Origin of the sequence: Pseudomonas sp. B19125 (genome assembly GCF_044218855.1) — a bacterium.
In the GTDB taxonomy this organism is placed as follows: domain Bacteria; phylum Pseudomonadota; class Gammaproteobacteria; order Pseudomonadales; family Pseudomonadaceae; genus Aquipseudomonas; species Aquipseudomonas edaphica.
Map to the genome: position 1 here is coordinate 2,561,915 of NZ_CP162589.1, position 26,801 is coordinate 2,588,715.

Here is a 26,801-nt window from a genome sequence, read left to right on the forward strand (position 1 = left end):
CAAACCCAGGAGCCTGTCGTATTACCTGCCGAACTGCATGCGCTGGAACAACTGAACACCACCCTGATCAGCGCCAACAACGTCCTGTTGGCGAGGTCACGCAGCTTGTTCGAGGCATTGACGGAGGCAGATCTCACCCAAGCGGCCGGCAAGACGTTGCTTGCCCAACTCAAAACCGACTTGGACAAGCACCTGCTGGGCCTTGACGAAGTCAGCACGGTAGGCATTCAAGGCCGCAAGAGCTACCTCACCCAGGCGGCCGGTCTTGGCGCGTTGGAGCAGCAAGCCAAACTGGATGTGCGTGATTACCTGCTAAGCCCTGCCGAACAACGCATGGTTGAAGACTGCTCCCGAGGCCCGACCTTTCGTCCTGGCATGTACTCGCTTCATTTCAGCTACCAGGACAAAACTGTGGAATTTGCCGGGGCCTTCGTTCTTACGAGAAAGTCCAGCCCAGTCGTGGACAACCTGACGTCGGTAGAAAACCTCGGCCAGGTCTTGTTGTTCACGCCAAACAGGGGGCTGGAGGCCTTCGACTCTCTGGTGCAGCTCGACCAGAGCCTCAAGGCGACTTTGGCGCTACCGGCGGGGCGAGCGGAGTTCTGCCGACACTTGCCTGTACGTTATCAAACGCTGGATGTCGTCGATATCTGGCCCTTGCAATTGCTGCCCATTGACGGCGAGCCACTGTTCGAACACACCTACAACGCGATGATCGACAAGCGCAGCCAGGACATCGAACTGGCATTGAGCCTGCTGGACAACCCATTGCACGAGGCAACGCAGCTCAAGTCAGCATTGGACAACGCGGTGGCAGCAGCGCTGCCAGACTTGTCGTCACGCTTGGCGTTCAGGCGCCAACAGCTACTCGAGCGCAGCGTCTATAACAGCCTGCCGGATTGGTATCGCAACGCGGCTGCGACGGACCAGCAAACCCTGAGTCGTTGCATGCAGGATTACAATCAGGCCCGGGCTACCTATATCGAGCTGCTGGGGCCTGTTGCGTCGCCTCAAGCCCTGGCAAGTTTCCAGTTGACCGAGTATCTGGACGAAGCGCTGGAAATCTACGACCTGGACCCGCGTCACCTGAACATCACCACCCGACGCAACGTCGCCAATGTCGGCACCTATGAGCAGACCCGCAATCTGGTGCAATTAAGCTATGACGGGCTGCATACCGACGACGAGTTGCCCGGCTCTGATTTTTTGACCACGACCGCCCTGACCTATGCCGACGCGCCACTGCAAGGTGACCATGCCGTTCTGAGTGCGCAAAGCCTGCTCCACATCCTCCGCGAACCTGGCCTGCAACCGCGCCTGGACTATGCCGCGCTGCAAAAAAAAATGCAGGCCGAAACTGGCTACAAGCAGGCTACTCGCGACCTGTTTGATCATCGCCTGGTGTTGCTTGCCTTTGTCGCCCGGTTGCGAGGCGACCTGAGCCCGGCAGACCACAGGTTGTTCGAAGCGTTGCGGGCCGGTACGAACCCGCTCCTGTGCGCACGCACCGTGCTGCTGCATGGCGCGCAACTCAAAGACCTGTGGTTATTGCGCGAGGAAGATGCCAACGGCCAAATCCGACGCATGCTGTTGTGCACCCCCGATTCGCCACGTGAGCGACAGTTCCTGGCGTTCACCACCGAGCTCGAATGCCAGGCGCATATCATCGGTTGGGCCGATGACAACACCCGGTTAAAGGGTCGCACCATGAGCGACTACCTGTTGGAGCAATGCCCGCTGCGTTTTCGGCCGAAGATGCACACGTTCCTCAAAGGCTTGGGCTTCAGGCCCGACGCAAAGGAACATGAGGAAGTGACATTTGGCCCTGTGTGCTCCCACACGATATGCCTGGACGCCATGGTCATGCATGGGCAAAGCGCAGCGCAGGACGACTACGAATACAGCACCCCGCTGTGGTATCGCTCAGCCCAGGCGGCGGACCGAACCCGGTTGACCAGCCTTGCCGAAGATGCCGCAGGTGCCTTGCGCGTCTATAACGCCATGCCCGATTCAGAAGCGAACTTCATTACCTTCAATGCCTATCTGCACGATAAAGCCAAACTCAGCCTGAACACGCTGCTTGGTCGCCGTCAGAATGATATCGACCCGGATAGCGTGTTTGTGTCGGCGCCCTGGCCGTTGCTGGGCGGTGCGCCGAAGCCCATTTCCTATACCCGGCTGTACAGGGACGGTTACACGGATAACGTCGGGTTCATCGACCCGAAATTCTCCACTTCGGCCACGTTCAGCGGGCCGGTGGGCGTGGACCTGAGCCGTTTGACCCCGCAGAACGTATCAAGGGCGGTGACGGGTGTATGGATCGGGCAACGCTACACCGACGAAGTGCGCGCCAACTTGCAAAGCGCGAGCAGTCCCGGTTACGCCAAACGGCGCGACGCCACCTTGACGATCACACAACTGCAGATGAAGTACGCCGCACTCGATGGCTGCCTGCGCGGTCATATCGCCCGAGTCGACTTGACCTGGTTGGAGCGTGCGATCGACAGCCTTGGCGACACAGCGGCGGCGACCCGCTCGACTTATCAGGTACATCGCCTGAGCATTGACGGCGATTGGGTGATAGGCAGCTACCTGTTCAGCCATGCAAGCAACCCGGTTTTGCTCTACACCCCCAACGCACCCGATGGCATCGGTTTTCGTGAAGCGAAGCTATTCAACTACTGGCTGAAAAAGGTCGACGGTGTGTCGGACTACCTGCAGGGTCGGGTGCCGGTCCCATCTCAGGTACGGATCGGAGCGTTTCTGAAGACTGCCCGCAATGGCTTACCCGAAACGATTGACCGTACGACCCCAAGCCCGGCGCGCTATGACCGGATAACCCCGGACACCACCGTGAGCGACCCGCGCAATGATTTTTACAACATGGTGTTGCAGCGCAAAATAGACGATGTAGTTGCCACCACGGTCAATCGCACGGAGATGATCACGGGGATTCTTTGGACGTGCGTCGAATTGGTCACTGCCATCGCCACTATCCCTTTTCCCGTATTGAGCCTGGGCCTGGGTGGTTTGCTGGCGTTCAAGGACGCGATGCTCGCTATCAGTGCCTACCAACAGGGTGACACGGGCGAAGCCTTGAAACACTACATTGGCTACCTGGCCAATGTGGGCGGCGCTGTGCTGTTTGACTTTCGCCCGGCCCTTAAAGCACTGCGCGTGCGGCCGGTGACCAAGGCGCTGAAGCAGGCCACGCTGATCAACGATATAGACCCAGGCATTGCTGCCGGAATGAAACCTGTGATGTTCAATTCCGAGCAGTTCTGGATCAAAAACACACCGGACTCCCTGGGGCGGCATCTGCTGTTTCGCCGTGACCCAGTCACCGGGCAAATGCAGTCAACCACACGTGTGGTCAACCAGAACAGCGATGGCCATTGGGTGCGCTTCACGACTCCGGGAGGCGGGCGCCATACACTACTGCGCGAAGAGGTCGACGAGTTACTGGTGCCCTACGAGATTGCACCCGAGCAAGGGAAGTACTTCAGGCGCGCGCTCGACCTTGAATATGTGCGCATCGTTACCAGCCCTCCGGACGACGCCATTGCACAGGGCATAAGTGACGGGGCCTATCTTCAGTTGAAGCCTCTACGCGACAGCTATCTCGATCAGATGAAACACCTGACTCAAGACGCGGACGCGTTTTATGCCTCGCCTCCAGCGCGCCCGGACCGTAGCGGCTTGCCGGTGCTGGCACCGGATTCCAGCCCATCTACTGCGCTTGCCACCCTGTTTCCACTCAAGAAGCGGCTGATCATTGGCGCATCCAATACCAGCGTTGCCAGTAAGCAATTACTCATCGAAAACCTGCAAGCCTTGAAAGCGCAAGGGCTCAAGCGCGTGTACGTTGAAAACCTGCCGGCCGATGTTTTCCGGACCAAACTCAAAATTATCAACGGCGAAACCCAGGGTGACGTGGCGTATGCCTTGAAACAGGTCGAGGACCATCTGGCGCGGGTAGACTCAGGCTTGGGCTGGGACGCGGACGCGCCTTTTACCTACCGTAAACTGATGCTTGAAGCCCACAAGCACAAGGTCGCGATCGACGGCGTGGACGCCTCGAGTTCTTATCATATGGAGCATGTGCTGGCGCTGTCTGAGCAAGAGCGGTTTATCCCTCGCAACAGCAAACTCAGGAACTTCTATTCCCACAAAGCCCTTTCACAAAACGACCCCGATGATGGTTGGATCGCCCTGGTTGATCACACCCGCATAGGGAGCACGGACGAAGTGCCGGGGCTGGCCGATTTGCAGAATGTCATCGCCCTGCGTGTGGAGGATGTTACCCCGGGCCAGGCGGTGGGCATCTCGCCTGATACTGCCTCCGCCGCGTTGTCCCGGGGTGATTACCGGATGACCATGGCGCCGGCATCACAAGCGCTGCCGACGGCGGGTCCTTCAAGGGCGGTGCCGGCGCCCGCTGCACCGTCCCATTACAGTGAGTTCGATCTGCCCGCGTCGTTTAAAGCGCACCTGGATGAAATGGTGCACTCGCATCGTGACTTGGATACTCGCTACGGCTTTGGGATTGGGCACCTGTATGAGGCGGCGTTCAAGGGGTTCAAGAACACCCGTAGTCGTTTGGAGAAGGCCGCCAAAGCCGCCTTTGCCACTTACACGCCCCCGGCACGGTCCACCTTCGTCGAGCTGGGTACGGTGGCCAGCGAAGAGGCGTTCGTCAAGCTACTGTACAAACTCAAGCGCGGACTGATTGTTGCTGAAGCGCATGCGGATAAGGCGAGTAAACAGTTCCTGATTAAATACATGAAGCTATTGAAAGAGCAGGGTGTAAAAACCTTGTATCTGGAACACCTGCTTACCGATCTGCACCAGCTTGAACTGGACGTCTTTTATAACACGCTGAAAATGCCGGAAAATCTCAAGCGCTATCTGAGGGCGCAGGACCTCGGCCATATGGGGAGCGGTTACACGGGAAAAAACACCTACACCAAGGTCGTCAAAGCGGCGAACAAGGCGGGCATCCGCGTGCGGGCTCTCGACTGCACCGCCAGTTACCACGTCAAAGGCATGCACGACTTGAACGCCCGCCAGAGCGTGTTCAGTTACTTTGCCAATGAGGTGATCAAGGCTGATCAGGCGGCACTGGGGCCGCATAAGTGGGTCGCACTCATGGGCACCTCCCACGCCGACATCTATCAGGGCGTGCCAGGCATTGCGCAATTGCAGGATGCGGTCAGCTTGACGGTACGCGATGTCGCGCCCGACCATGCGCTGCCTCTGCACCGTGGAGGCTGGGAAATCCTCGAGCGCGGGGTCAAGACGCCCGCGGGCACGGCCATGCGCAGTGACTTCAAGGTGCATGTCGGTGTGGCCGGTACGCCGGCGCCGCCCCCGATGGTTGCAGCGGATCGTACATGGATCAGAAGTGTCGGCGATTTCCTGATCGAGCGGCCTTCAATGACCCAAGCCAATGTGCTCCATCGTTCTAACACTGGAGATATCATTTCCACGCCTGTTCAAATTGACGATAAGGGGCAGTTCTTTATTGAGCGGTGGCCACAGTTGCAAGCAAAGCGTTACCCAAGTCTGGATTTTTTGATTCATGCACTCAAGACGGATGTGCAGTTGACGGCCGTTTCCGCTTCGACCCTGCCGAGCGTGCGCCTGAAAAACATCGGTGACTTCCTGGTCGAGTACGCTTCATCCACACAAGCCAGTCTGCTTCACCGTTCCAGGACTGGAGAGATTATTACCACCCCAATAAAAAGTGACGAGCTGGGGCAGTTGTCTATCGAGCGCTGGCCGCTGTTGCAAGGCAAGCGGTACGCAACGATAGAAGGCTTGGTGGATGCGCTCAAAAAAGAAGTGCGTTTGACCGCCGTCGCCTGATCACCGCCTCTTGAGGTGCAGCCTCTCGTGAAGGGGCTGCCACAATAAATCGTGGGCACTCCACTGGGCTGGCGTAGTCTCATGGCCAGACACCCACGCTTATCCTGCGGAGCTTCCCATGATCATCGTCCACCACCTCAACAACTCGCGCTCACAGCGCATCCTCTGGCTACTTGAGGAGCTCGGCCTGCCTTACGAGATCAAGCGCTACCAGCGCGACCCGAAAACCAACCTGGCGCCCCCGGAGCTCAAGGCCATCAACCCACTGGGGAAATCCCCGGTTATCGAAGATGGCAGCCTGGTGTTGATCGAATCCGCCGCCATCATCGACTACCTGATCCGCCGCCATGGTCAAGGCCGCCTGCAACCTGATCCTGCCTCTGCGACCTACGACAAATATGTGCAATGGCTGCATTTTGCCGAAGGCTCGGCCATGCTGCCGCTGATGCTCAACCTCTACGTCGGTCGTCTGGGTGAAGCCGGTGCGCCGTTGCACCCGCGTATCGAGTCGGAAGTGGCCAACTACCTGGGCTATCTGAATGACGTGCTGGCGGATACGCCGTATCTGGTCGGTGACGAACTGAGCGGCGCGGACATTCAGATGAGCTTTATCGGTGAAATCGCCAAGGCCCAGGGCAAGTTGCAGGCCTATCCAAACCTGGCGGCCTGGGTGCAACGCTTCCAGGCGCGACCTGCGTACCGCAAGGCGGTGGAGCAGGGCGGGGAATACGCGTTCGCCAAATAGGTCAGGCCAGAAGGCACAATTGCCCCTTGTGGCGAGGGGGGCCAGCCCGCTCGCCACGGGGCTGTGTCCCCCATTCTTAAACGCTATTGCCCTCGAAACGCTTTAACGAAAACGCCGACAGGTCCAGGTCACTCGACCCTCGCATGCACCACTGCGCAAATGCCTCACCCAGCGCCGCCGAATGCTTGAAGCCATGCCCCGAGCACGGCGACACCACCAGGGTGTGCTGCAACGTGGGGTGTTCGTCGATAATGAAATCGTGGTCCGGCGTCACGGTGTAGGCACACACCGCCGCCTTGAGCACTTTGGCCGACACGCCGGTTATACGGCCCTTTACCTGCTGTTCGTACATCTCCTGGGCTTGCGCCGCCGAGACCGTGCGGTCCAGCGTTTCAGGCGTGGCCGTGGTGTGGTACTGCGCCGTAGCCAGCTTCATGCTGCCTTCGCCGGGCAACGCCGGGAACCCATAGTGGGTCTGACCTTGTTCGTGCGTGAGGATATAGGTGGGGGATTTGCCCACCAGGTCGGCCCCAGGCTCCAGCGCGAACCAGAACAGCTGTTGCCGATAAACACTCAGCAACCGGTCAAACGGCGCGCCGAGTAATTCGCCGGCCCAGTTGCCCGCACTCACCACCAGCTTGTCGGCCTGTAGCGTGCGCTGGTCGGTGGTCACCGTCACGCCGTGAACATCCGAACTGATGTGAGTCACCGTCTCGCCCTTGTACAGCGTGGCGCCGTGTTGCTCGGCCAAGGTGAGTTGCACATCAATGCAGCGCTCAGGGCGCACAAAGCCGCCGCCAGGCTCGTAATAGCCGATGGCGCTGTCCGCCACTTGGGCAAATTGCGGGAAACGCTGGCGAATCTGCGCAGCGTCCAGCCGCTCATGTTCAATGCCGTAGGTTTGCGCCAGGCCAATGGTGCGCAGGGTGAAGTCGGTTGCATCGCTGGGGTCAAAGTCATCACGAGAGGTGAGCACCAGCAACCCCGACTGCTCAAACAGCGCCTGCCCCGACAACGCCTCAAGCTCGCGCCAGATAGCGTGCGAACGCCGCACAATGGGCACGTACTGCGCGCCTTCGCCCACCGACAGCCGCGTAATACGCGTATCGCCATGGCTGGAGCCAAAACTGTGGGGCGGGTGGTGGCGGTCGATGCCGGCGACTTTCACACCGGCTTTTGCCAGTTGATACACCGTGGCGGCACCCATGGCGCCCAGGCCGATGACCAGCGATTCATAGCGTTCCAAGGTTGGTACTCGTGTGTGAGGTGAGGGCGTAGTTGAGGCTAAGGCGTGGGAAAAAACAATGGGGATAAGAAGGTAGCCTGTACCCCGTTCAGGAAACCCACAGTTGATCTTCGTCGCCCCGCAATCCCCTTTGGGAGCTGGTTTGAACTGCGATAGCCGGTTAACACGAAGTCTGTGGCAGGTGGGCTGTTGTGGCGAGCAGGCTTGTCCTGCGTTGGGCTGCGAAGCAGCCCCAGTAAAGGCACTGCAATTTTCCTGAAAGAACTCAGCGTCTGGGTTTGGGGCTGCTTCGCAGCCCAACGCAGGACAAGCCTGCTCGCCACAGGAGAAATTGGCTGCCTTCAAACGTTGTGTAGATACCCATAGCTATCGCAGGCAAGCCAGCTCCCACATTAGCGCCGCGTCAGGCCAGGCGTGCCCGCCAGTCGCCGCCATGCTGGAGGTTGCAGGCTTCTTCGCAATCAAAGCGCACGCAGCGCTCGATTTTCACGGGGGCCACTTCGGCGTCGTGCAGCGCAACAGCCGTCAGTTCGTGCATACGTTGGTCCGCGCCGTTTGCCAGGGCCAGCTCCTTATTGGCCCGCGTATCGAACACCCAAATCACCCGCAGGCTTTGCGGGAACGCGGCGTAATCGACCGTGTGAGTCAGCCACTCGAAGCCCGGGATTTCAGCCTTGGCGGTTTCGCAGGCGTCGGTCAACGTGGCGACCAGGCGGCGTTCGAGGCGGGCGGTGTCGCGTTTGGTTGGGGGCATCAAAGGTCCTGAGATTTAATAAAAGTCATAGTAGAGCGCCCATTCGCCCGTGACGGCGTGCTTCCAGAACATCAGGCTTCCACTGTCTACGACGTTCAGGTTTATTTTCGCGTCCGAGGATATCTGGAACACAAACTCAAAGCCCTCACCCGGATCAACACCGGACTGGCAAAAAGATGGGTAACCACCGATCTTGTGCTCGTAGGTGTGCGTCACCAGGTCGTAATAGCTTTGAATTGCATCTGTTCGCTCCAGCTTGAGTATTTCATCCTCAAGGTCGGAAGGCACGCCGCCGCCATCCCACAAAGGGAAGTCTTCAGGCACAACCTCCGCACTCAATGGGAAGGGTTTGAGGAAAGCGCCATCTACCGAGAGCTGCTTGCGAACCAAGAGGTCTTCCGGCCCATATTCACGAATCAGCCAGTTGTTCCCCATCGGTTCGAAGTGTTCGGGAAAAGGCGCTGAGACAAACACTGTCAGTACGCGAATCCCTTCAAGCACTGGGCAATAGAAGGGCAGGTTGGGCAAGTAAAACTGCGCGTACGGGAGTAACTGTACCCCGGCGTCGTTGGTCGGAACGACTTCATCGGGTTTAAACAGAAACACATTTCCAAGCCAGCTTTCCTCATCCGTGCCGGCGGGGCGAAAACCACCGGCAGTCAGTTTGAGCGCAGGTCTGGCCAAGCGTTGCCGGATGTCTTTTATTTCCATGCTGAACTGAAACTCCTTAGACCTGAATGTAACACCGCGCCTCAACAGCGTGCAGCCGCAAGGTCAGACCCGATGCGAAGCACACCACCACGTGATGGTCGGCGGGGAAGGTATCGCAGAGGTAGAACGTTTCTGTCTCGGCGTCGGCCGCCACAATGCCGATGGCGTGAAGCACCATATCGTCTTCAATCGGGCTGTCATGGCGCCCTTCGGCCGAAAAGAAGCTCACGCCATGGAACGTGACGGTGATCTCCCGAGGCTCTTCGGGCGGCACCCAGTCCCCGGTCCGCCGTGTAAACCTGAGCGACAGCGTGCGCTCAGACAGCGCGTAATGGATGTCGCTGGCGACATAGAAATTGTGCAGGTCACAGGCACGTCCTTCGACCTCAACCTCTATATGCCCGAGTGCAAAACCATGGGATTTCATCGCGCCTGCCTATCGCTGCTGAAACGCTACTTTCAGCCCCAGCCCCATAAACAACGTGCCGATGATCTTGCCTTCCCACCGACGCAGCTTGGATAGCCCCTTGAGCCCGCGACTTAACGGGCGAATCGAGAGTGCCAGCAAACTTGTATAAACCGCGCTCAGTACCGAAAAGATCAAGCCCAGCAGCGCAAACTGCACCAGCGACGAACCCGATTCCGGGTGTACAAATTGCGGCAGGAACGCCAGGAAGAAGATCGCCGTTTTCGGGTTCAACACCTCAGCCCCAATCGCCTGGAAAAACGCCTGGCGCGGCGTCACCGCCGGTAGCTCCAATCGCGCATGCGTGCCGGTTTTGGCCATGAACGCCCGCACGCCCAGGTAGATCAGATACGCCGCGCCAGCCCACTTCACCGCGTTAAACGCCGCCGCCGAAGTCATCAAAATCGCCGACAGCCCCAACGCCGCGCACAGGGTGTGAATCAAATCGCCGCACGCCACACCCAGCCCGGTCGTAACACCGACCTTGCGCCCGCCTTGAATTGTGCGGGTGAGCACCAGCAGCACGGAAGGGCCGGGGATCAGGAAAAGGCCGAGCACCACGGCGATGTAGGTGACGAGGGCAGTGAATTCAAACATGGCGGGTTATCTCGCAGATGGGCGCGGCCTACAGTAATCCTCATGTAGGCAGCCAATGCAACGCCGATCAAGCAAACGCGGCGACCATAAACGCCTCCAAGCCTTTCTCCTCCAGAATCTCGATAGAGAAATGCCCGAAGCGCTTAGGCAACCAAATGATCCGTGTGCCGGACGGCGATTGTAGATCCGCCAGGCTCAAGGGCCGGCCGTTTTCATCCTGCGGCTGCACACCCTCGGCCATCAACTCGGCATAGGCCACCTCAATATCCGGCGTGGTGTAGCAATGCCGATAAATCATGCCCTCACCGTGCGCGTCCAACAGCTCGCGCAAGTTGCCCGCCACCGGCTGCACCAGCATAAAACGCTCCAGGCCCATCAACGCCACCGCATATCGCACATGCAGCCCGCCGCGTTCCCACACCTGGGTGTTGGAGATTTTGGCCTTGAGGATCTTGGCGTAATAAGCGCAGGTTTCTTCAAGGTTCTCGACCAGTACGTCGACGTGGCTGAACTTCAGCTCCATTACAGGCCCTCTTGGCGGGTGTGGATTCAGGCGACAGTAGCCGATTTACAACTGTTAACGAATTGAAAGTCGCGTTCGATATAGGCTTCGAACAGTCCTAACCCCTGTTCGCCGAGCCCTCAACCATGAAATTGCCCGCCATCGCTGCCGCATTTTTTGTACTCGCCACCCTGCAATCACCCTGGGCACAGGCCGCAACGCCCATCACCCACGTCGCCATCTACCGAGGCCCGGCGGGCTGTGATGACTGTTCCGAGAACGTCAAAAACGCCTTGCTGCGGCTCAGCCCCAACTATCAGATCGACTTTGTAGGCGCGGATGAAGCCATCGACATCACCCCGCAAAACCTTGCACGCTATGACCTCTATGTTCAGCCGGGCGGCGGGCAGGATATTCCGGCTGCGCTCGACAGCTTCGGTGATGCACGCGTGGGCGCCATTCGAGACTACGTGGCCAAGGGCGGGCGCTACCTGGGGTTATGCATGGGTGCTTATCTTGCCGATAACAGCAACTTCGGGTTGATACCCCAGGACCTCGACTCCGAAGCCGGGCGACCGGGGTTTGAAGTGCGCGGGATTGAAGACGCGGCGGTGCGAGTGGTGTGGGATGGCAAGCCGGACAGTGTGTTCTATCAGGATGGGCCGTACTTTCCCAAGGTTAAGGGGCACGCGCCGTATACGGTGATCGCGACTTATCGCAATGGCGATGTGGCGGCGGCGCGGTATCGGTATGAGAAAGGTGTGGTGGTGCTGAGCGGGCCGCATCCGGAGGCGGGGAAGGAGTGGTTTGAGAATGCGGGGATTGCGCTGAGTGAGATGCCGCGGGGGGAGTTGTTTGGGGTGTTGGTGGGGCGGGTTGGGGAATGATGTATGTGTCTGCGTTTGTTCGGTAGATAATTGTGGGAAGGTCATCTTTCGGTCAGGAGCGGACAGTCGCAGTAGACTCGCGCAAAGCGAATCGAGTAGTGTTTAAGCTGATCTGCTCATGCATCTGCGAGAGTAACCGTGGCTTTCCAACCATGGTGTATAACTCCCTTACGTGGTCATCGGACCGCTGCAAAACCCAGCCTAGGCAGGAAACAAGGAATGTTATCCACCAAGTCCACGAAAGCGTTTTTTGCCCCATTTAGGGCCTATTTGTAGTTATACCGGATCTAAAGACATGGAACGCAAGAATCTGAAGATGATTTTAGTTTCACTTTCAGTAATTACTCACAACGTGTCAGCGGATCAAAAAGGCGTGAATCTTGAACCTCTTGCAATGGCTAATACAAGCTGCGCTGCGTTTTATGCGGCCGCACAAGTATTGATCAAGCCAGAAGCCAAGAAAGAGTACGAATCTAAATTCAGCACACATTACGCCCTATCACACCAACTCAGTTCTTCGTATGAAACACTAGCAGAGAACTTGAACAAAGAAATCCAACGCCAAGCCACCGGTGCCTTATCTTTAAAAGAGAAAGCGCAGATTGTAGACTTCCTATCCAAAAATCTAATTAAGTGCAGCACTATCGAAATCCAATCCACTGCAATAATTAAAAATAACACCACTTACCAAGAATAATTCACTGAATAAATATTTAACCACGACAACTCTATGAGTCGCTCCCATTTTCGTATACGAATCGAATAGTCTTTTCTGGGCAAGATCGGCAGGTGACCACTGTCTGCTTTGGCTCGATTTCTGCCTGTCGGAACGGGCATTAATCGGCCTAACTTGGCGGTGGTAGGTGACCGAAATTGGCAGGTCCAGGCAGGCGCCCTGTACTGAGAACTTAATGCTCGGATAGAACGGACTATTTCGACAGAAATTGTGAGGTGTCGTCTGCTACGTAGTACAGAATGTACCCTGAATACACTAGAGAACCGGCAGCAGCTTCTGCTTTGAAGCACTCTGTGAGTGCATCCTCATCAGCAAAACCGTATTCCGGCAACTTGTCGCCTGCGAAACTAGCAAGTCGCCAAGCGTCGAAGCCACCGATCTCACCATAAGCCCCAAAGTCAAAGTCTACTTTTCCTGTGGGGAGGCTAACCGTGCAGCCATAGCCGTGCTTGAAGTAACGAACTCCGCCTTCTAGCTCTCCGTGCTGAGGAATGTCAGCTCCCACCCAATCCGTATTGGTCAAGGGCCGCGGGATACCAGACCGATGCATCATGTCCACAGCGGCGCCAACACTTGCTTGGTAGTCGCTGATCAAAATGGCGAGTTGGTTATTCCTACGGTCTCACGTTATAAGCAGCACTGAGTCCATTGACCGCAGAGAGTAGCAGTCGACGCAATTGATGGGCAGCAGCAAGACCGAAAGCCTCAAGCCGTATGAGTACATTCCCGTGGCGTTGATGGCTGCAGCGGTCAGCACTGGCACTGGGATTCGTGACCAGGAAACTACCCTGGGTACCGAAGCCAGTTCCTCGATGGCGACAGCGGCAAAGTAGTCGCCCAGGTCGTGCGCAAAGGCACCGGCAAGCCGTTGTCGAACGACTCCCAGGTGATGAAGGCCGATGATGTGAAGAGCGTCATCGACGGCTGGGCTTCGGACCTGCATCAGTCGTACCTGAAGCTTAAAAAGAGCTAAGCCTCAAAACGTATTACGGGCCGGTTTGTTGTAGAAGCTGAGCAAGACGTCGTAGCAGTGGGTGACGAGGGCATAGTCGTCACTCAGCTGCTGCGGCGTCGCATGTTCCTGCCAGTGCTGCTGAAGGGTTTGCAACGCTTGCAGGTACGCGTCCGCCGACGGCGTTATGGTGTACCAGAGGTAGTTGGCAAACTCGTCCCGCGGTGTGCCGGGGTGCAGGCGCACATACGCCTTGCCGTGGGCGCTCGCCCGTTGCACCGCGTCAATCAATGGCGCGAGGGTTTGCGGAGTCAGTGTGGCGAGGTAAACCCCTTGCTCCAGTTCGTCCACCGCTGTTCGTGCGGCAATCATGTAGTTGAGCAGGTGCCAGTGGGTGTCCTGGCCAAAGCGCGCCTGCAGCAGCGCCAGTTGCCCAGGGCGCAGGCGCACGTCCTCGCGCTCCAGGCGCTTGCGCAGCTCGGTGGAGGCGGCCATATAGGCATCGCCCTTGATGGCCATGGCCTGGGCGACTTGCCCTTGGGGCGGTTGAAACCGTGCCATGCCCAGCCGCTGGTAGAAGTCGAACGAATTGGTCAGCGGCGTGACGTCCTGCAAGGCCAGCACGTAGCGTCCGGCAGCATTGATCAATGGGCTATTGGGCTCCAGGCGCTCCAGCTTGCCGGTGATGCGCCGGGCACAGATATCGTTTTGCAGGTCGCGGCCCAGGGCTTCGTCGTGGTCGCCGAACTCCTTGAGGATCCGGTCCATCTGCACGAGGGATTCGTAGGTCTGCTCGTCGAAAATCGAAGGCCTGTACCATTCCTGATGGGTGTAGCCGTAATAGAACAGGCGCCAGTCCCGGTCGACGCGGTTCATGCAGTCGATGATCGGCGCCAGGGCGCTGGCCTTGGCGGTTTCGGGGCCGTCGCGCTTGTCCAGCCAGAGTTGCACTTGCGCCACCTGCTTGCTGGCCCCTGCCAGGCCGAGCAAGCCCAGGCCCAGGGTCAGGGCGATGGGCACCAACCATTTCGGATTCATCGTTTGGCCTCCTGGCCGTACCATTGCGCCTCGGTGGCGGGGGCGTGGCACTCCCGGGCGGTGGCCGGCAGTCGGCTGCACAGGCGTTCGGTCCATTGCTGCAAGCCCTGGTTGGGATTGACCTGGTGTTGGCTGTCGAATGCCTTCAATGCGCTGTACAGCACCACGCAGATGGCAATGCCCAGGGCGATCGCGCGGGTTGACCATTGGGCGTTGTCGGCCTTCCACGGGATGTGGGTTTTCAGGGTGTGCCGCTTGAACAGGCCAATGGCAGCCAGCACGAGCAGCAGCGTCACGCTGGCCGCCGGGCCGATTTTATAACCGGCCGCCACCATCATCACCGCGCCTGGCAGCAGGTCGCGCAACGGTAACAGGGGCAGACGTGTCGGGCTCAACCACCGGGGAAGCAGGGCGCCCAGGCGATCATCCAGCACGCGATACTGGTGGGCCAGCGGGCGCCATACATGCCACCCCACGAAGCCGCCCATCACGATGGGGATCGACCACAACAGGCCGACGCCAACGGTTCTCATCAGGTTGCCGGCCAGGGAATCGGCGTGTATCAGGGCGCCCACCATGCAGCCCACGACGGTTGCCAGCACCAGCGGCCAACTGTCGAACGCACGTTCCCAGCCTTGCCAGAAGTAGGGCGTGCCGCCTGGCATCGAGGCCGCCACCGTGGGGTGGTCGGCATAGATGTCGGCGCTGAGCCGTTGGCAGGCGGCCCAGTCGTCTGCGTCCAGGCGTTGGGCAAAGGCGCGGCGTTGTCCCAGGGTCATGGGTGCCAGCAGCAGGCGGGCGGCGCGTTGCTGCGGGGTGCCGGGAGGCTCCGCCGCCAGCTCGCGTTGCCGGGCGATAAACTGCGGGCTTTGCTGGCGCCGCAGCAACTGCAGCCAATCGTCGGGCGGGCAGGTATGGTTGCTGCCACCGTGCCAGCCCTGGCCGGCGCACACGGCTTCAAACACGCTCGGGGACCAATAGCGGGTGTCCAGCAGCAGCTTGGCCAGCCACGTGTTAAACCACTGTGCGTGGGGCGTCTTGTCAATCCAGGGCTCACGCAAGCGCGCCTCATAGGCGGCCAGGAAGCCGGCCTCATCCTGCTGTTCCAGGGGCAGGCGCAGGGATTTTTGCAGGGCCGCCTTGCTATGCATCTCCAGGGCTTCAATCAGCACGCCGGGCAGCTCCAGGCGTTGCCAGGCGGTCAGCCAATGGAAGGTTTCAAAGGCCCATTGGCGGTCGTCGAGGCTGACGTCGTGGGTGTCGACAATGCGTTGCAGCAGCGTGACTTCAAACATCAGCCCGGTGCCGGTTGCCAGGGCTTGCTGATACTGCTGTTGCAGCGTCCCGACAGTGACGGCAGTGGGCACCGGCTCCACGACCGTAGGCTGATCATCTTCCCGCTGCCATTCGATCCAGTTCAACGCCTCTTCATAGGCTTCCCGCAGGCGTTGAAAGCTCTCGGGGTCATCATCCGGGCGGGTTTTCTTCAGCAGGGCGGCGTATTGACGTTTGATCGTGCGGGTGTCGGCATCGGAAGGCAGGCCGAGGATGTTCCAGCAACTCATGTGCGGCGCAACTCCATGAACAACGGCACCGCCCTCCTGGCGGGCGATGCAATGGGCGAACCTTACCTGTTTGGCGCGAATCTGTCCTCGTTTCAGTGCTGGCTATTGGCCAATCAAAAAACGGGACGGATCTATATGCAGGTAAATAAATCTGTCCCCTTTTTTCCTTTTTGCCAATTAGCCAGTTCTGAATGACGAGAGTGGGTCGGACGCCGCCTGACCCGACCGGCGGCTTTTGGCCGAAAGCCCCCCCTTTCCACGCCAACCGGTCTACCATGGCACCCCCGGCAGTGGTCCATGCGCTCCCGATCATTTTTCTCAAGGTATCGCCATGTCCATCGACCAAATCTCCCTCCCCAAAGGCGTCGGCCCTCACGCCGCTAAGCTTCTCGACGCCATCACTGGCGCCGCGACCCACGAAGAACTCAACCGCGCTGGCGGCAAGGCCGAAGGTTTTGTCTTGGGCCTGGAATCCACCAAAGCCATCAAAAGCCAGATCGCCGAATCCTTGTATGTGGCTTACGACGATGCGGCGAGTAACCGCGCGGGTGAGTTGAAGGGTTAAGCACCCGGCAATGCCGGACGTTGTGCGCGCAGGGCGTTAGACTGGGCGCCTTTTATTGCTCAGGATGAGGCTGTCATGTTCAAGGTTGCTCTCGCGTCACTGCTGCTGGCGTGTGCCTTCGGCGCTCAAGCTGATACGACTGTTGATGTGTCGAAGATTTACGGCAACATCAAGTTCGTCAGTAGCTTCCCGGACTATAAGGTCAAGGTGGTAAACAGTTTCCCTGACCTTAAGGTAAAACAGGTGAGCAGTTTTCCCGACTCGGCCGGCAAGTGGAAAACAGTCGAGAGCTTCCCCGACTACAAGATCCAGATTGTTGACTCCTTTCCAGACTTCACTATTCAGTACGTTGATTCGTTCCCTGGGGTTAATTGAAGGCAGCGCCATCAGCGGCGCTGCCTTGGGCTGTTTATCAGCCAGGGCAAGGTGCTTCACGGTCGAGCAATTTGGCCGTGAGCAGCACGCCCAGTTCGCTTAGTTGGTGGATGGCCAGGGCGATGTCGCGGTGTTTGCCGCACAGGTCTTCGGACAGGTCGAGCAGCAGTGTGCTTACGCTGGTGAAGGTTTCGTAGCTGTTGGTGATTAGGGTTTCGGTGTTGGCGTCGGGGACGACGGTGAAGAGGGTGGTTGAGTCTGTTGTGTCATTAGCCATTGTTAAGTTCCTTGCTTGGGCTACAACCCCATCGCTACTAAACGAAAAGGCGGTAGCTGTACGCAGGTTAGTAGACCGGTGGAACCTAACAAAACCGGCGCGTCCGAGGACGCCCTACGCACAGCCACCATCAAGCACAGACGCAATGTCTGACGGATGAAGCTTGTGCACCTGTTAGGTTAAACCGTGGGCTACTAAACCCGATCACTGAACATTCAGCGACCGAGCCACCTTAGAGACGGCCACCTCAGCACACAAGCCGGCGGATTCTGACGCACGCGTAGGCAATGGAGCAAGGTGGTGCGGGCTTGTTCACAATTCCCTGTGGTTTGCACACTCCCTTGTGGCGAGCAGGCTTGCCCTGCGTTGGGCTGCGAAGCGGCCCCAAAAGCGGCGAACGGGTTTCTCTTTTGGACCGCGGTGGCTGGGTTGGGAGCGCTGCGCACTCCAGCGCAGGGCAAGCCTGCTCGCCACAACAAGCCTGCTTTCCACAACAAGCCTGCTCGCCACAACGAACCCGCTTTCCACAACAGTACTGCTCACCACTTAGAACGCCTGGTTCACCCCAACCCCACGCATGATCGAAAACCGTGGGTCGATCAGCTTCAGCGTTTGCTCACCCTTCAAGCGGCCCACCACCACGGTGTAGGTCTTGGGCACTTCGGAGAGGTTTTCCGGGTTGCGGGCCAGTTTTTCAATCGCCGGGGTGTTGGCCCAGTCGGCGATGGTTTTCTGGCGGATGTCCACGGTCACCACCCAGGATTTATCCACGGCGGCGCCCATCGGGTTGGGGTTGGCGGCGATGTTCTGGATCTTGGCGATTTCATAGCCCTGGGCGTAGCAGAACCCGGACTCTTGCTGCACATAGGCGGCGCGGCCGTTGTCGGTGAGGCTGTAGGTGTTGGCGCTTTTGGCCAGCAGGCCGGCGTCGGTCAGGGCGTCGAAGGCCGGCTGGTTGGCGCTGGAGGTGCCGCTCATGACGCCGTCACCCAAGGTCACCGGGAAGCGGTTGAACATCGCCGCCTTCACGCAGGACGCGCCTTCGAGCCTGGGTTGCAGCGCGGCTTGAATGTCGGTGTCCGACGGGCTGTCGCTGCAGGCGGTGAGCAGCAAAGCGGCGGCGGTGATGAGGGCCATTTCTCTGATTCGCATCGTTTTATCCTTGACGATTGGTGGCGGGCGGGCAAAGTGTATAGAAACATTGCTGTCACGAAACCCTCCCCGCCGTCGTGTAGGTTCGGTGACTTGAACCACCCTGAACACACAAGGATTAAACATGACATTGACCGTCAACACCCTGCTCGAGCTGGCCATGGCCAACCCCATCAACGCCGAAATCACCGCACGCCTGCCCGACCTCGGCGTAGAGCAGTGCATGCTCACGGCGGGCTGCCTGTTCCAGGCCGTATGGAACCATCAGTCAAACTTGCCTGCGGCTCAGGGCGTAAAGGACTACGACGTCTTTTACTTCGACACGGATCTGTCCTACGAAGCGGAGGACAAAGTGATCCGCGCCGCCGAGCGGTTGTTTGAGGATTTGGGCGTCAATGTCGAGGTCAAGAACCAGGCGCGGGTGCACCTTTGGTACAGCGAGCGCTTTGGTCGGCCTTATCCGCAGCTGCACTCGGCTAAACAGGGCGTGGACCGTTACCTGGTGGCCGGCACCTGCATCGGGCTGGAGATCGACACCGGCGAAGTGTACGCGCCCTATGGGTTGGCGGATGTGGAGCAGGGCGTGTTGCGCATTAACCCGCTGCACCGCGAGCCTGAGTTGTTCGCCGCCAAGGCCCGCAGTTATCAGGCGCGCTGGCCTTGGCTCACGATCGTGGCGCCTGAGGTTATGCCGGGCCGAGACTGAGCAGCCATCCGACCCCGGCGCTGCCCAGCACCACCAGCCACGGGGGTAATTTCCACACCATCAACGCCACCAGGGCGATCAGGGCCAGACCGAAGTCCCGGGCGCTGAAGATGGCGCTGGTCCACACCGGTTGGTACAGCGCTGCCAGCAACAGGCCAACCACCGCAGCATTCACGCCCGCGAGAGCCGCTTGGGTGCGCGGGCTGCGGCGCAGGCTTTCCCAGAAGGGCATTGCGCCCATCACCAGCAAAAACGAGGGCGCAAAGATCGCCAGCAGGCAGAGCAAACCGCCAGGCCAACCGGTGGGGGGCTGTTGCATCGACGCGCCAAGGAATGCGGCGAAGGTGAACAGGGGACCGGGCATGGCTTGCGCCGCCCCGTAGCCGGCCAGGAATACGTCGTTGCTCACCCAGAGTGTCGGCACGACCTCCGCTTGCAATAGCGGCAGTACCACGTGGCCGCCACCGAACACGAGTGCACCGGTGCGGTAGAACGCGTCGATCATGGCCACGTCTTGGCGGGTTGTGAACTGCGCCAGCAGCGGCAGGCCCGCCAGTAATATCAGGAACAACGCCAGCCACATTGCCCCGGTTCGACGGCTGAGGGTGATGGGCAGCGCGTCGTGGGTGGTCGGCGGCGGGGTATTGAGCCAGAGCAGGCCGGCCAGTGCCGCTGCGGCTATAACACCCACCTGGCCCCAGGCCGAGGTTTGCAGCAGGGCTATGCAGGCGGCGATCAGCATCACAGTGATGCGCGTTGCGTCGGTGCACAGGTTGCGCGCCATGCCCCACACGGCTTGCGCGACGACGGCGACCGCCACGACTTTAAGGCCGTGCAGCACGCCGGACGGGATGGCCGCGCTGTGTTGGGCAATACCCATTGCAAACAGGATCAGCACCACGGCCGACGGCAGGGTAAACCCCAGCCACGCCGCCAGCGCGCCGCCGTAGCCCGCCCGTGACAGACCCAGCGCAATGCCCACCTGGCTGCTGGCCGGGCCGGGGAGGAATTGGCACAGTGCTACAAGGTCCGCATAAGTGCGCTCACTCAGCCAGCGCCGCCGGGTGACGAACTCGTTGCGAAAGTAACCCAGATGCGCCACCGGACCACCGAATGACGTGAGCCCAAGGCGCAGGAAAATCAGGAATACCGTCCAGGGGCTGGCGCGGTGGTCAACAGTGGAGAGGTTCAAGGCGCAGCATCCCAATGACGGCAAACGGATTAAGGCGTAGAGGCACCCTAGTCGATTTTGATGACGCGAAGAAGAGGCGCTGGTTTGTGCAAATTGCCGCGCTGGATGGAATTTATGCCCGTGTGTTTGAGTCATTGAAATGGCAGGGAACAAGGCCTCCCACCCATCACCGCTGATTTCAGCCCAGGACAGCCCATGATCTTCCTTATTTTCCTCATCGCCTGCGGCGCCGCCGCCAGTACCGGCATCATTTTCAAGCCCGGCCAGTGGTACGAAACCCTGGTCAAGCCCGGCTTCACTCCACCCAATTGGCTGTTTCCGGTGGCCTGGACCGTCATCTACCTGCTGCTCGCCTGGGCGGGTTATCGCCTGACGATGATTCCCGGCAGCCAATTGGCCCTGGGCCTGTGGGCGGCGCAGATTGCGCTGAACACGCTGTGGACGCCGGTGTTTTTCGGCGCGCATAACATCGTGGCCGGGATGGTGGTGATTGTGCTGCTGTGGCTGGTGGTGGCGGCGTTGGTGGTGATGGCGTTGCGGCTGGACTTGATCACCGGCTTGATCCTGTTCCCTTACCTGGCGTGGCTGAGCGTAGCGGCGGCGTTGAATTTCTCGATTTTGCGTAATAACCGCTGATGGCTCATAAACGCTGGCCCGCGAGCGAGGCTGAATTAGTCCAGATGCGCCAGTTCAATAAAAAGCTGGCCTGGCTGCCGCGTTTTAAAATCCGCAATCGCGTCACGCCGCGTTTGATCCAGGCGTTGCTGCGGGTCAGTCAAAAGGTCAAGAAAGCGCCTGCGGCTGAAACCCGCCGAGTGGCCGGTGTGCCCGTGCGTATCCTGCGGCCCGAGGGGAAAACCAACGGCGTGGTGCTGGATATCCACGGCGGCGGTTGGGTGATCGGCAATGCACAGATGGATGACGACCTCAACCTGGGCATGGTGCAGGCGTGTGGTGTGGCGGTGGTGTCGGTGGATTACCGGCTGGCGGTGGACACGCCGGTTGAGGGGCTGATGGAGGACTGCCTGAATGCCGCGCGCTGGTTACTCAGCAGTGATGAGTTTGCCGACTTGCCGGTGTTCGTCGTGGGTGAGTCTGCCGGTGGGCATTTGGCGGCCGCAACCTTGCTGGCGCTTAAGCAATGGCCGGACCTGCTCAAACGTGTCAACGGCGCGGTGCTGTACTACGGCGTATACGACTTGACCGGCACACCGAGCGTGCGCACGGCGGGGCCGCAGACGTTGTTGCTGGACGGACCAGGCATGGTCGAAGCGCTGCGCATGCTCACGCCGGGCTTGAGTGATGAGCAACGTCGGCAGCCGCCGTTGTCACCGTTGTTTGGCGACCTGACCGGCTTGCCGCCGGCGTTGATGTTTGTCGGCGAACTTGACCCGTTGCTGGACGACACGCTGCAGATGGCCGAGCGCTGGGGCATGGCCGCGCAGGTTGAGGCGCACCTGTTGCCGGAATCTGCCCATGGGTTTATTCATTTTCCGGTGGCGATGGCGGATGACGTTCTTGCTTACAGTCGGCGGTGGATATCGGCGAGAATCCAGTCGGTACTCGCTTGTAGTGGTTAGCCATTCACCTGCACCCCGCGTAACCTCTGACACCCTGGTTTCCAGATTCCCGCAAGGACGCACACGTGACCATTTCCCATGCAGTTGTAGGGCTGTCGGCATTTTTGCTGGTGGCAGGTGTTCAAGCCGCCGAATACAACTTCTCGTTTGATGTGCCCTACGGGCAGTACGAGCGGCAATTCAAAATGAAGACCCCAGGTGACGGCACGTTGAGCTGCACGGTGTTCATCGAAAAAGAGTACCGGGGCGAGAAGTGGGTGCCGGCAGTGATTCTGGCGGCTGCCGAAGACGATGCCGAAGACGACACGCTGTTTCTGTCCAGTTCGACCGAGCCCAACGGCGGGCCGCGCACGTTCCACCTGCGCACGTTCAACCAGGCGAAGCCGGTCCTCGACAAGACGCTGTGGGAGGCCCCGGATGAGAAGGGCGTGTATAAGATGGCCGTGTCGTGGTATGCCAATGGCGCCATCGGTTATCAGTACGGCATCTACGCGAGTTGGCAAGAGAAGCAGTTCGTCGAGAAGCCAGGTTTTTCCACGCGGCATGTCAGCGTCCATGCGTCGGGCGTGAAGGGCTCTGCTTTGTGCTACGTGCATACCAAGTGACACTGAGCGATCGAGATTGTATGGCACAAAGCCCGACCATTCGGACGGTGACGGCCGCCGACCTTCCGCAGGTGCTGGCCTTTGTTCTGCAGGCCCGCGCCGAGCTTTTCCCCAAACTCAGCGCCACGGGCCTGCCGGATGACTTGGCGCGATTTGAGGCCGTTTACCTAAAGGGTGACGGCCAGTTTCTGCTGGCCTGTGTTGAAGATCAAATCGTGGCTGCCGTCGGCTATCTGCCGTATGACGGGCGCTTCCCGCAGTTGAATTACCAGGGCCGCAAAGTCGTCGAGGTGGTGCGCCTGTTTGTGCTGCCGGCGTTTCGCCGTTTTGGTTTGGCAGGGGAGTTGTATCGCGCATTGGAGATGAAGGCACAGGCGGATGGGGTAGAGGTGGTTTACCTGCACACCCATCCGTTTTTGCCGGGTGCGATTGATTTTTGGCGGCGGCAGGGGTTTGAGGTGATCGACGTCGAAGCCGACCCGGTGTGGCAGACCACGCATATGCAGCGGGCTCTATAGATCAAGGTGGGAGCTGGCTTGCCTGCGATAGCCATAGAACGGTTAGAAGTCTGTCGCAAGTGGACTGTTGTGGCGAGCAGGCTTGTCCTGCGTTGGGCTGCGAAGCGGCCCCAAACCCAGACGCTGAGTACTTTCAGGAAAATTGCAGTGCCTTTACTGGGGCTGCTTCGCAGCCCAACGCAGGACAAGCCTGCTCGCCACAGGAGAAATGGGATGCCTCTAAAAGTTGTGTAGATACCTATGCTGCGATAGCGGTGTGTCAGCCCCAGCTATGGCACTGATCCGCCGGCATCGCAGGCAAGCCAGCTCCCACCTTTGCGCGGTGTGCAGTCCATTAAATGGGGCGTAACCGCAGGATTTGCGCGCCGTCGAACGGGTCCGTCAGGTAATGCGCCTGCACCCCGAATGTTTCCTGTAGCCGCTGCGGCGTCAGCACCTCCAGCGGTTTGCCCAATGCCACCAGGCAGCCGCGATCCAGTATCGCCAAACGATCACAGGTCAGCGCCTGGTTCAGGTCATGCGTGGCAGACGACACATATGCAGCGGGCTCTATAGATCAAGGTGGGAGCTGGCTTGCCTGCGATAGCCATAGGTGTCTACACAACGGTTAGAAGTCTGTCGCAAGTGGACTGTTGTGGCGAGCAGGCTTGCCCTGCGTTGGGCTGCGAAGCGGCCCCAAACCCAGACGCTGAGTACTTTCAGGAAAATTGCAGTGCCTTTACTGGGGCTGCTTCGCAGCCCAACGCAGGACAAGCCTGCTCGCCACAGGAGAAATGGGATGCCTCTAAAAGTTGTGTAGATACCTATGCTGCGATAGCGGTGTGTCAGCCCCAGCTATGGCACTGATCCGCCGGCATCGCAGGCAAGCCAGCTCCCACCTTTGCGCGGTGTGCAGTCCATTAAATGGGGCGTAACCGCAGGATTTGCGCGCCGTCGAACGGGTCCGTGAGGTAATGCGCCTGCACCCCGAATGTTTCCTGTAGCCGCTGCGGCGTCAGCACCTCCAGCGGCGTGCCCAATGCCACCAGGCAGCCGCGATCCAGTACCGCCAAGCGATCACAGGTCAGCGCCTGGTTCAGGTCATGCAGCGCAATCAGCGTGGTCACCGGCAGCGCCTGCACACCTTTCAAAATCGCCAGTTGATGTTGGATATCCAGGTGATTGGTCGGCTCATCCAGCAACAAGATCTGCGGTCGTTGCGCCAATGCGCGGGCGATGTGCACGCGTTGGCGCTCGCCGCCAGAGAGGCTGCGCCAGGCGCGTTGGCTCAGGTGGGTGGCATCGACGTCGTGCAGCGCCTGGCGCACGATGGCATCGTCTTCGGCAGACCACGGGCTCAGCGCCGACAGCCAGGGCGTGCGGCCCAGCGCCACGGCATCGAACACGCGGATGGCATCGTCGGTATCAGCCTGCTGCTCCACCACCGCCAGGTGTTGCGCAACAAGGCGACGGGGCAGTTTGGTCAGGCGCTGGCCGCCCAGTAACACCTCGCCGGACGCAGGCACACGCAAACCGGCGAGCAATTTAAGCAGGGTGGATTTGCCCGAGCCGTTCGGCCCGACAATGCCCAAGGTTTCACCTGGCTGAACTTCAAGATCAATGTCGCGCAGCAAATGCGTTTCACGCACCTTGAAGCCCAGGCCGGTGCAACTGAGTACCGTCATCGCGCATTCCTCCGGCCAATCAGGATCAATGCAAAGACTGGCGCGCCGACCAAGGCAGTGACCACACCGACGGGAATCACCTGGCCTTTGATCAAGGTGCGCGACAGCACATCAGCAGCGATCAAGAACAACGCGCCACCCAGCGCACTGGCGGGCAGCAACCGCGAATGCCCGGTGCCCAGCAGCAGGCGCACGGCGTGGGGAATCACCAGCCCGACAAAACCGATGGAGCCGACAATCGACACCATCACCGCCGTCACCAGCGCCGCGCAACCGACAAGCACAAATTGCACACGGCGCACTGGAATACCCAACGAAGCCGCCGAGTCGGTGCCAAAGGTAAACGCATCCAGCGCACGCCGATGCCACAAGCACACCGCCAGGCCTGCGACTGCCACCGGTACCGCCAGCCACACCGACGGCCAGCGCACGCCGCTGAGGTTGCCCAGCAGCCAGAACATGATGCCGCGCGCCTGTTCGGAACTGGCGGACTTGGTGATCAGGAACGCGGTGAGGGCATTGAACAGCTGCGAACCGGCGATGCCGGCGAGGATGATCTGGCCGGTGCCGCTGACTGAGCCGCTGGCCCGTGCCAGCAATATCACCAACGCAAACGCCGCCATCGCGCCGACAAACGCGCCCGCCGACAGCGAAATCAGCCCGCCGCCCACGCCCATCAATGCCACCAACACTGCACCGGTCGAGGCGCCCGCGCTGATGCCCAGCAGGTACGGATCGGCCAATGGGTTGCGCAGCAGCGACTGCAGGATCACCCCGCAGGTGGCCAGCCCGGCGCCACACGCGGCGGCAACCAGCGCCCGTGTCAGGCGGTAGTTCCACACCACGCCTTCATCGATCGGGTCGAGCACGTAACCGGCCGCCCAGAGTTTGTTGGCCAGCACCTGCAAGACCACTTGCGGTTCGATGGCGGTTTCGCCGATGGCGGTGCCGGCGAGCACGGCCATCAGCAACACGGCGAGGGCGAGTAGGGTTCGCATCATTTCGACAGGTCGTAGCCGTCGATGGCACCGGCCAGTTGTTCCAGGCCATCGAACATGCGCAGGCTGGCCTGCAACGCCAGGGCATCAATAATGAGGATGCGGTTGTTTTTCACCGCTTCCATGTTGCGGGTCACCGGGTCGCTGCGCAGGAAGGCGAGTTTCTTTTCATGGTCGTCGGCCGGGTAGCGACGGCGGTCCATGCGCGCGATCACCAGGAAGGTCGGGTTGGCCTTGGCGATGGTCTCCCAACCGACGGCGGGCCATTCTTCGTCGGACTGCACCACGTTGTGCAGGCCGAGGGTTTGCAGCATCAATTCGGGAATGCCCTTGTGGCCGGCCACATACGGGTCGGCCGCCATCTCGCTGCTGGAAAACCACACCAGTGCGCTGGCGTGCTTGAGGCCTTTGCCTTGCGCGGTGGCGACCGACTTTGCCAGGCGTGCCTTGAGTTCGTCATTCAACTGTTGGCCACGCGCTTGCACGTCGAAAATCTCAGCCAACTGGCTGATGCTTTTATAGATCGTGTCGATGCGAAACGGCTCCAGCCGCGTGCCATCGGCGCCCACCAGGTTGTCCTTGCCTTCGCAGTCGGAGGGCAGCACGTAGGTGGGAATCTTCAGTTCGTGGAATTGCTCGCGGGTACCGACCACGCCTTGCGGGCCGACCACCCATTCCAGCTCGGCGGCCACCAGTTGTGGGCGTTTGGCGATCACAGCTTCGAAGCTCGGCTCGTTGTCGGCCAGGCGCTCGATCTTGTCGTTTTGCGCTTTGAACTGCGGTAATACGCTGTTGAACCACAGCGAGGTGCCGACCACTTTATTCGCCACGCCCAGGGCGTAGAGCATCTCGGTGGCGGCCTGGCCAATGGTCACGCTGCGTGCCGGGGCCTGTTGGAAGGTGACGCTGCTGCCGCAGTTTTCCACCGTGAGCGGGTAGTGAGTCGGCGTGGCGTGGGCCAGGGCACAAAAGCCCAGGCCGGTGATCAGGGCGCAAACGCGTAGCAGCATGGGGCAATCTCCGAGTGAACCGTACGGGAAACAGGGCAGGTACGGCTCGGAAACACACCTTTGAACGCTGCAGGTTTGCAGGGCGCGGATGT

At 59.8% G+C, this 26,801-nt stretch carries 27 protein-coding genes and 2 pseudogenes; 13 read left to right on the forward strand and 16 right to left on the reverse strand.

Translation table 11 applies throughout. The annotated features are described in order from the left end of the window. Window positions 1-333: 333 nt before the first annotated feature. Together AB4P96_RS11685 and AB4P96_RS11690 are read left to right on the forward strand one after the other, a co-directional pair. Window positions 334-5,868: a dermonecrotic toxin domain-containing protein gene (locus AB4P96_RS11685; RefSeq protein WP_395600792.1), complete on the forward strand. Its 5,535-nt coding sequence runs from the start codon at window positions 334-336 to the stop codon at window positions 5,866-5,868. 118 nt (window positions 5,869-5,986) lie between these two features. Beyond that, the gene (locus tag AB4P96_RS11690; RefSeq protein ID WP_017136952.1) at window positions 5,987-6,613 is read left to right on the forward strand and encodes a glutathione S-transferase family protein; all 627 of its coding nucleotides are present in this window, start codon (window positions 5,987-5,989) and stop codon (window positions 6,611-6,613) included. Between the two features lie 76 nt (window positions 6,614-6,689). Here AB4P96_RS11690 and solA read toward each other — a convergent pair whose 3' ends face one another. The 6 genes from solA to AB4P96_RS11720 form a co-directional block, all read right to left on the reverse strand. Further along, window positions 6,690-7,859, reverse strand: coding sequence for an N-methyl-L-tryptophan oxidase (solA, locus tag AB4P96_RS11695; protein WP_099548973.1), 1,170 nt, complete (start codon window positions 7,857-7,859; stop codon window positions 6,690-6,692). 403 nt (window positions 7,860-8,262) lie between these two features. Continuing rightward, on the reverse strand, window positions 8,263-8,613 hold the full coding sequence (locus AB4P96_RS11700; protein WP_395600793.1) for a hypothetical protein: 351 nt from the start codon (window positions 8,611-8,613) through the stop codon (window positions 8,263-8,265). 15 nt (window positions 8,614-8,628) lie between these two features. After that, entirely contained in the window at window positions 8,629-9,324 is a 696-nt protein-coding gene (locus AB4P96_RS11705) for a DUF1963 domain-containing protein (RefSeq protein ID WP_395600794.1), read from the reverse strand. Window positions 9,325-9,340: 16 nt separating this feature from the next. Further along, the gene (locus AB4P96_RS11710; RefSeq protein ID WP_395600795.1) at window positions 9,341-9,751 is read right to left on the reverse strand and encodes a hypothetical protein; all 411 of its coding nucleotides are present in this window, start codon (window positions 9,749-9,751) and stop codon (window positions 9,341-9,343) included. Between the two features lie 9 nt (window positions 9,752-9,760). Then, a complete protein-coding gene (locus AB4P96_RS11715; RefSeq protein WP_395600796.1) occupies window positions 9,761-10,387 on the reverse strand; it encodes a LysE family translocator in 627 nt (208 codons plus the stop codon). Between the two features lie 67 nt (window positions 10,388-10,454). Continuing rightward, a complete protein-coding gene (locus AB4P96_RS11720; RefSeq protein ID WP_099548977.1) occupies window positions 10,455-10,910 on the reverse strand; it encodes a VOC family protein in 456 nt (151 codons plus the stop codon). A 125-nt stretch (window positions 10,911-11,035) separates the two neighbouring features. Here AB4P96_RS11720 and AB4P96_RS11725 point away from each other — a divergent pair, with 125 nt between their 5' ends. Together AB4P96_RS11725 and AB4P96_RS11730 are read left to right on the forward strand one after the other, a co-directional pair. Beyond that, the gene (locus tag AB4P96_RS11725) at window positions 11,036-11,776 is read left to right on the forward strand and encodes a BPL-N domain-containing protein (protein WP_236447251.1); all 741 of its coding nucleotides are present in this window, start codon (window positions 11,036-11,038) and stop codon (window positions 11,774-11,776) included. Window positions 11,777-12,071: 295 nt separating this feature from the next. Then, complete coding sequence (locus tag AB4P96_RS11730; protein WP_395600797.1) at window positions 12,072-12,473, forward strand: hypothetical protein; 402 nt, start codon at window positions 12,072-12,074, stop codon at window positions 12,471-12,473. A gap of 232 nt (window positions 12,474-12,705) precedes the next feature. Here AB4P96_RS11730 and AB4P96_RS11735 read toward each other — a convergent pair whose 3' ends face one another. Next, window positions 12,706-13,065 carry a DUF6896 domain-containing protein gene (locus tag AB4P96_RS11735; RefSeq protein ID WP_395600976.1) on the reverse strand — a complete coding sequence of 120 codons (360 nt, stop codon included), beginning with the start codon at window positions 13,063-13,065 and terminating at the stop codon, window positions 12,706-12,708. Window positions 13,066-13,198: 133 nt separating this feature from the next. Between AB4P96_RS11735 and AB4P96_RS11740 the strand changes: the two are divergent. Beyond that, window positions 13,199-13,485 (forward strand): annotated as a pseudogene (locus AB4P96_RS11740) (DUF3313 family protein); the annotation flags it as partial. Between the two features lie 3 nt (window positions 13,486-13,488). On the opposite strand, the gene AB4P96_RS11745 reads toward AB4P96_RS11740, so the two are convergent. Both AB4P96_RS11745 and AB4P96_RS11750 read right to left on the reverse strand, forming a co-directional pair. Next, on the reverse strand, window positions 13,489-14,502 hold the full coding sequence (locus AB4P96_RS11745; RefSeq protein ID WP_236462836.1) for a DUF3829 domain-containing protein: 1,014 nt from the start codon (window positions 14,500-14,502) through the stop codon (window positions 13,489-13,491). Continuing rightward, window positions 14,499-16,067: a J domain-containing protein gene (locus AB4P96_RS11750; protein ID WP_395600798.1), complete on the reverse strand. Its 1,569-nt coding sequence runs from the start codon at window positions 16,065-16,067 to the stop codon at window positions 14,499-14,501. The genes AB4P96_RS11745 and AB4P96_RS11750 overlap by 4 nt, the downstream gene beginning before the upstream one ends. A 15-nt stretch (window positions 16,068-16,082) precedes the next feature. On the opposite strand from AB4P96_RS11750, the gene AB4P96_RS11755 reads away from it, so the two are divergent. The 3 genes from AB4P96_RS11755 to AB4P96_RS11765 all read left to right on the forward strand — a co-directional run bounded on the left by AB4P96_RS11755 (window position 16,083) and on the right by AB4P96_RS11765 (window position 17,007). Beyond that, window positions 16,083-16,262 (forward strand): hypothetical protein, encoded by a 180-nt coding sequence (locus tag AB4P96_RS11755; protein WP_236462841.1) that lies wholly within the window; start codon window positions 16,083-16,085, stop codon window positions 16,260-16,262. 136 nt (window positions 16,263-16,398) lie between these two features. After that, complete coding sequence (locus AB4P96_RS11760) at window positions 16,399-16,632, forward strand: hypothetical protein (RefSeq protein ID WP_017136893.1); 234 nt, start codon at window positions 16,399-16,401, stop codon at window positions 16,630-16,632. Window positions 16,633-16,707: 75 nt separating this feature from the next. Continuing rightward, on the forward strand, window positions 16,708-17,007 hold the full coding sequence (locus tag AB4P96_RS11765; protein WP_017136894.1) for a hypothetical protein: 300 nt from the start codon (window positions 16,708-16,710) through the stop codon (window positions 17,005-17,007). 37 nt (window positions 17,008-17,044) lie between these two features. Here AB4P96_RS11765 and AB4P96_RS11770 read toward each other — a convergent pair whose 3' ends face one another. Beyond that, the gene (locus AB4P96_RS11770; protein WP_069786600.1) at window positions 17,045-17,284 is read right to left on the reverse strand and encodes a DUF6124 family protein; all 240 of its coding nucleotides are present in this window, start codon (window positions 17,282-17,284) and stop codon (window positions 17,045-17,047) included. Window positions 17,285-17,830: 546 nt separating this feature from the next. Beyond that, complete coding sequence (locus tag AB4P96_RS11775; protein WP_169988614.1) at window positions 17,831-18,436, reverse strand: hypothetical protein; 606 nt, start codon at window positions 18,434-18,436, stop codon at window positions 17,831-17,833. A gap of 124 nt (window positions 18,437-18,560) precedes the next feature. On the opposite strand from AB4P96_RS11775, the gene AB4P96_RS11780 reads away from it, so the two are divergent. After that, window positions 18,561-19,142 carry a nucleotidyltransferase family protein gene (locus AB4P96_RS11780; protein WP_236462845.1) on the forward strand — a complete coding sequence of 194 codons (582 nt, stop codon included), beginning with the start codon at window positions 18,561-18,563 and terminating at the stop codon, window positions 19,140-19,142. On the opposite strand, the gene chrA is transcribed toward AB4P96_RS11780, so the two are convergent. Further along, entirely contained in the window at window positions 19,123-20,334 is a 1,212-nt protein-coding gene (gene chrA, locus AB4P96_RS11785; protein ID WP_395600799.1) for a chromate efflux transporter, read from the reverse strand. The genes AB4P96_RS11780 and chrA overlap by 20 nt on opposite strands. A gap of 195 nt (window positions 20,335-20,529) precedes the next feature. Here chrA and AB4P96_RS11790 point away from each other — a divergent pair, with 195 nt between their 5' ends. The 4 genes from AB4P96_RS11790 (at window position 20,530) to AB4P96_RS11805 (ending at window position 23,037) form a co-directional block, all read left to right on the forward strand. Beyond that, window positions 20,530-20,970 carry a TspO/MBR family protein gene (locus AB4P96_RS11790; protein WP_017136899.1) on the forward strand — a complete coding sequence of 147 codons (441 nt, stop codon included), beginning with the start codon at window positions 20,530-20,532 and terminating at the stop codon, window positions 20,968-20,970. Continuing rightward, the gene (locus tag AB4P96_RS11795; RefSeq protein ID WP_236462851.1) at window positions 20,970-21,914 is read left to right on the forward strand and encodes an alpha/beta hydrolase; all 945 of its coding nucleotides are present in this window, start codon (window positions 20,970-20,972) and stop codon (window positions 21,912-21,914) included. Before AB4P96_RS11790 ends, AB4P96_RS11795 begins: the two co-directional genes overlap by 1 nt. 65 nt (window positions 21,915-21,979) lie before the next feature. Beyond that, window positions 21,980-22,519: a hypothetical protein gene (locus tag AB4P96_RS11800; RefSeq protein WP_176992079.1), complete on the forward strand. Its 540-nt coding sequence runs from the start codon at window positions 21,980-21,982 to the stop codon at window positions 22,517-22,519. A gap of 20 nt (window positions 22,520-22,539) precedes the next feature. Continuing rightward, window positions 22,540-23,037: a GNAT family N-acetyltransferase gene (locus AB4P96_RS11805; protein WP_170037934.1), complete on the forward strand. Its 498-nt coding sequence runs from the start codon at window positions 22,540-22,542 to the stop codon at window positions 23,035-23,037. A gap of 334 nt (window positions 23,038-23,371) precedes the next feature. On the opposite strand, the pseudogene AB4P96_RS11810 reads toward AB4P96_RS11805, so the two are convergent. The 4 genes and pseudogenes from AB4P96_RS11810 to AB4P96_RS11825 all read right to left on the reverse strand — a co-directional run. Then, a pseudogene (locus AB4P96_RS11810) lies at window positions 23,372-23,563 on the reverse strand (histidinol phosphatase); the annotation flags it as partial. 373 nt (window positions 23,564-23,936) lie between these two features. After that, the gene (locus AB4P96_RS11815; RefSeq protein WP_395600800.1) at window positions 23,937-24,701 is read right to left on the reverse strand and encodes an ABC transporter ATP-binding protein; all 765 of its coding nucleotides are present in this window, start codon (window positions 24,699-24,701) and stop codon (window positions 23,937-23,939) included. Beyond that, the gene (locus AB4P96_RS11820) at window positions 24,698-25,702 is read right to left on the reverse strand and encodes an iron ABC transporter permease (RefSeq protein WP_017138720.1); all 1,005 of its coding nucleotides are present in this window, start codon (window positions 25,700-25,702) and stop codon (window positions 24,698-24,700) included. Before AB4P96_RS11820 ends, AB4P96_RS11815 begins: the two co-directional genes overlap by 4 nt. Further along, window positions 25,699-26,709, reverse strand: coding sequence for an ABC transporter substrate-binding protein (locus AB4P96_RS11825; protein WP_395600801.1), 1,011 nt, complete (start codon window positions 26,707-26,709; stop codon window positions 25,699-25,701). The genes AB4P96_RS11820 and AB4P96_RS11825 overlap by 4 nt, the downstream gene beginning before the upstream one ends. Window positions 26,710-26,801 lie beyond the last annotated feature (92 nt).

Bases quoted from the DNA above. Each gene is read 5' to 3' on its own strand.
- AB4P96_RS11685 (WP_395600792.1), top strand. From the start codon at position 334: ATGGTTGAAGACTGCTCCCGAGGCCCGACCTTTCGTCCTGGCATGTAC.
- AB4P96_RS11690 (WP_017136952.1), top strand. From the start codon at position 5,987: ATGATCATCGTCCACCACCTCAACAACTCGCGCTCACAGCGCATCCTC.
- AB4P96_RS11700 (WP_395600793.1), bottom strand. From the start codon at position 8,613: ATGCCCCCAACCAAACGCGACACCGCCCGCCTCGAACGCCGCCTGGTC.
- AB4P96_RS11705 (WP_395600794.1), bottom strand. From the start codon at position 9,324: ATGGAAATAAAAGACATCCGGCAACGCTTGGCCAGACCTGCGCTCAAA.
- AB4P96_RS11710 (WP_395600795.1), bottom strand. From the start codon at position 9,751: ATGAAATCCCATGGTTTTGCACTCGGGCATATAGAGGTTGAGGTCGAA.
- AB4P96_RS11715 (WP_395600796.1), bottom strand. From the start codon at position 10,387: ATGTTTGAATTCACTGCCCTCGTCACCTACATCGCCGTGGTGCTCGGC.
- AB4P96_RS11720 (WP_099548977.1), bottom strand. From the start codon at position 10,910: ATGGAGCTGAAGTTCAGCCACGTCGACGTACTGGTCGAGAACCTTGAA.
- AB4P96_RS11725 (WP_236447251.1), top strand. From the start codon at position 11,036: ATGAAATTGCCCGCCATCGCTGCCGCATTTTTTGTACTCGCCACCCTG.
- AB4P96_RS11730 (WP_395600797.1), top strand. From the start codon at position 12,072: ATGGAACGCAAGAATCTGAAGATGATTTTAGTTTCACTTTCAGTAATT.
- AB4P96_RS11735 (WP_395600976.1), bottom strand. From the start codon at position 13,065: ATGATGCATCGGTCTGGTATCCCGCGGCCCTTGACCAATACGGATTGG.
- AB4P96_RS11745 (WP_236462836.1), bottom strand. From the start codon at position 14,502: ATGAATCCGAAATGGTTGGTGCCCATCGCCCTGACCCTGGGCCTGGGC.
- AB4P96_RS11750 (WP_395600798.1), bottom strand. From the start codon at position 16,067: ATGAGTTGCTGGAACATCCTCGGCCTGCCTTCCGATGCCGACACCCGC.
- AB4P96_RS11755 (WP_236462841.1), top strand. From the start codon at position 16,083: ATGAACAACGGCACCGCCCTCCTGGCGGGCGATGCAATGGGCGAACCT.
- AB4P96_RS11760 (WP_017136893.1), top strand. From the start codon at position 16,399: ATGTCCATCGACCAAATCTCCCTCCCCAAAGGCGTCGGCCCTCACGCC.
- AB4P96_RS11765 (WP_017136894.1), top strand. From the start codon at position 16,708: ATGTTCAAGGTTGCTCTCGCGTCACTGCTGCTGGCGTGTGCCTTCGGC.
- AB4P96_RS11770 (WP_069786600.1), bottom strand. From the start codon at position 17,284: ATGGCTAATGACACAACAGACTCAACCACCCTCTTCACCGTCGTCCCC.
- AB4P96_RS11775 (WP_169988614.1), bottom strand. From the start codon at position 18,436: ATGCGAATCAGAGAAATGGCCCTCATCACCGCCGCCGCTTTGCTGCTC.
- AB4P96_RS11780 (WP_236462845.1), top strand. From the start codon at position 18,561: ATGACATTGACCGTCAACACCCTGCTCGAGCTGGCCATGGCCAACCCC.
- AB4P96_RS11790 (WP_017136899.1), top strand. From the start codon at position 20,530: ATGATCTTCCTTATTTTCCTCATCGCCTGCGGCGCCGCCGCCAGTACC.
- AB4P96_RS11795 (WP_236462851.1), top strand. From the start codon at position 20,970: ATGGCTCATAAACGCTGGCCCGCGAGCGAGGCTGAATTAGTCCAGATG.
- AB4P96_RS11805 (WP_170037934.1), top strand. From the start codon at position 22,540: ATGGCACAAAGCCCGACCATTCGGACGGTGACGGCCGCCGACCTTCCG.
- AB4P96_RS11815 (WP_395600800.1), bottom strand. From the start codon at position 24,701: ATGACGGTACTCAGTTGCACCGGCCTGGGCTTCAAGGTGCGTGAAACG.
- AB4P96_RS11820 (WP_017138720.1), bottom strand. From the start codon at position 25,702: ATGATGCGAACCCTACTCGCCCTCGCCGTGTTGCTGATGGCCGTGCTC.
- AB4P96_RS11825 (WP_395600801.1), bottom strand. From the start codon at position 26,709: ATGCTGCTACGCGTTTGCGCCCTGATCACCGGCCTGGGCTTTTGTGCC.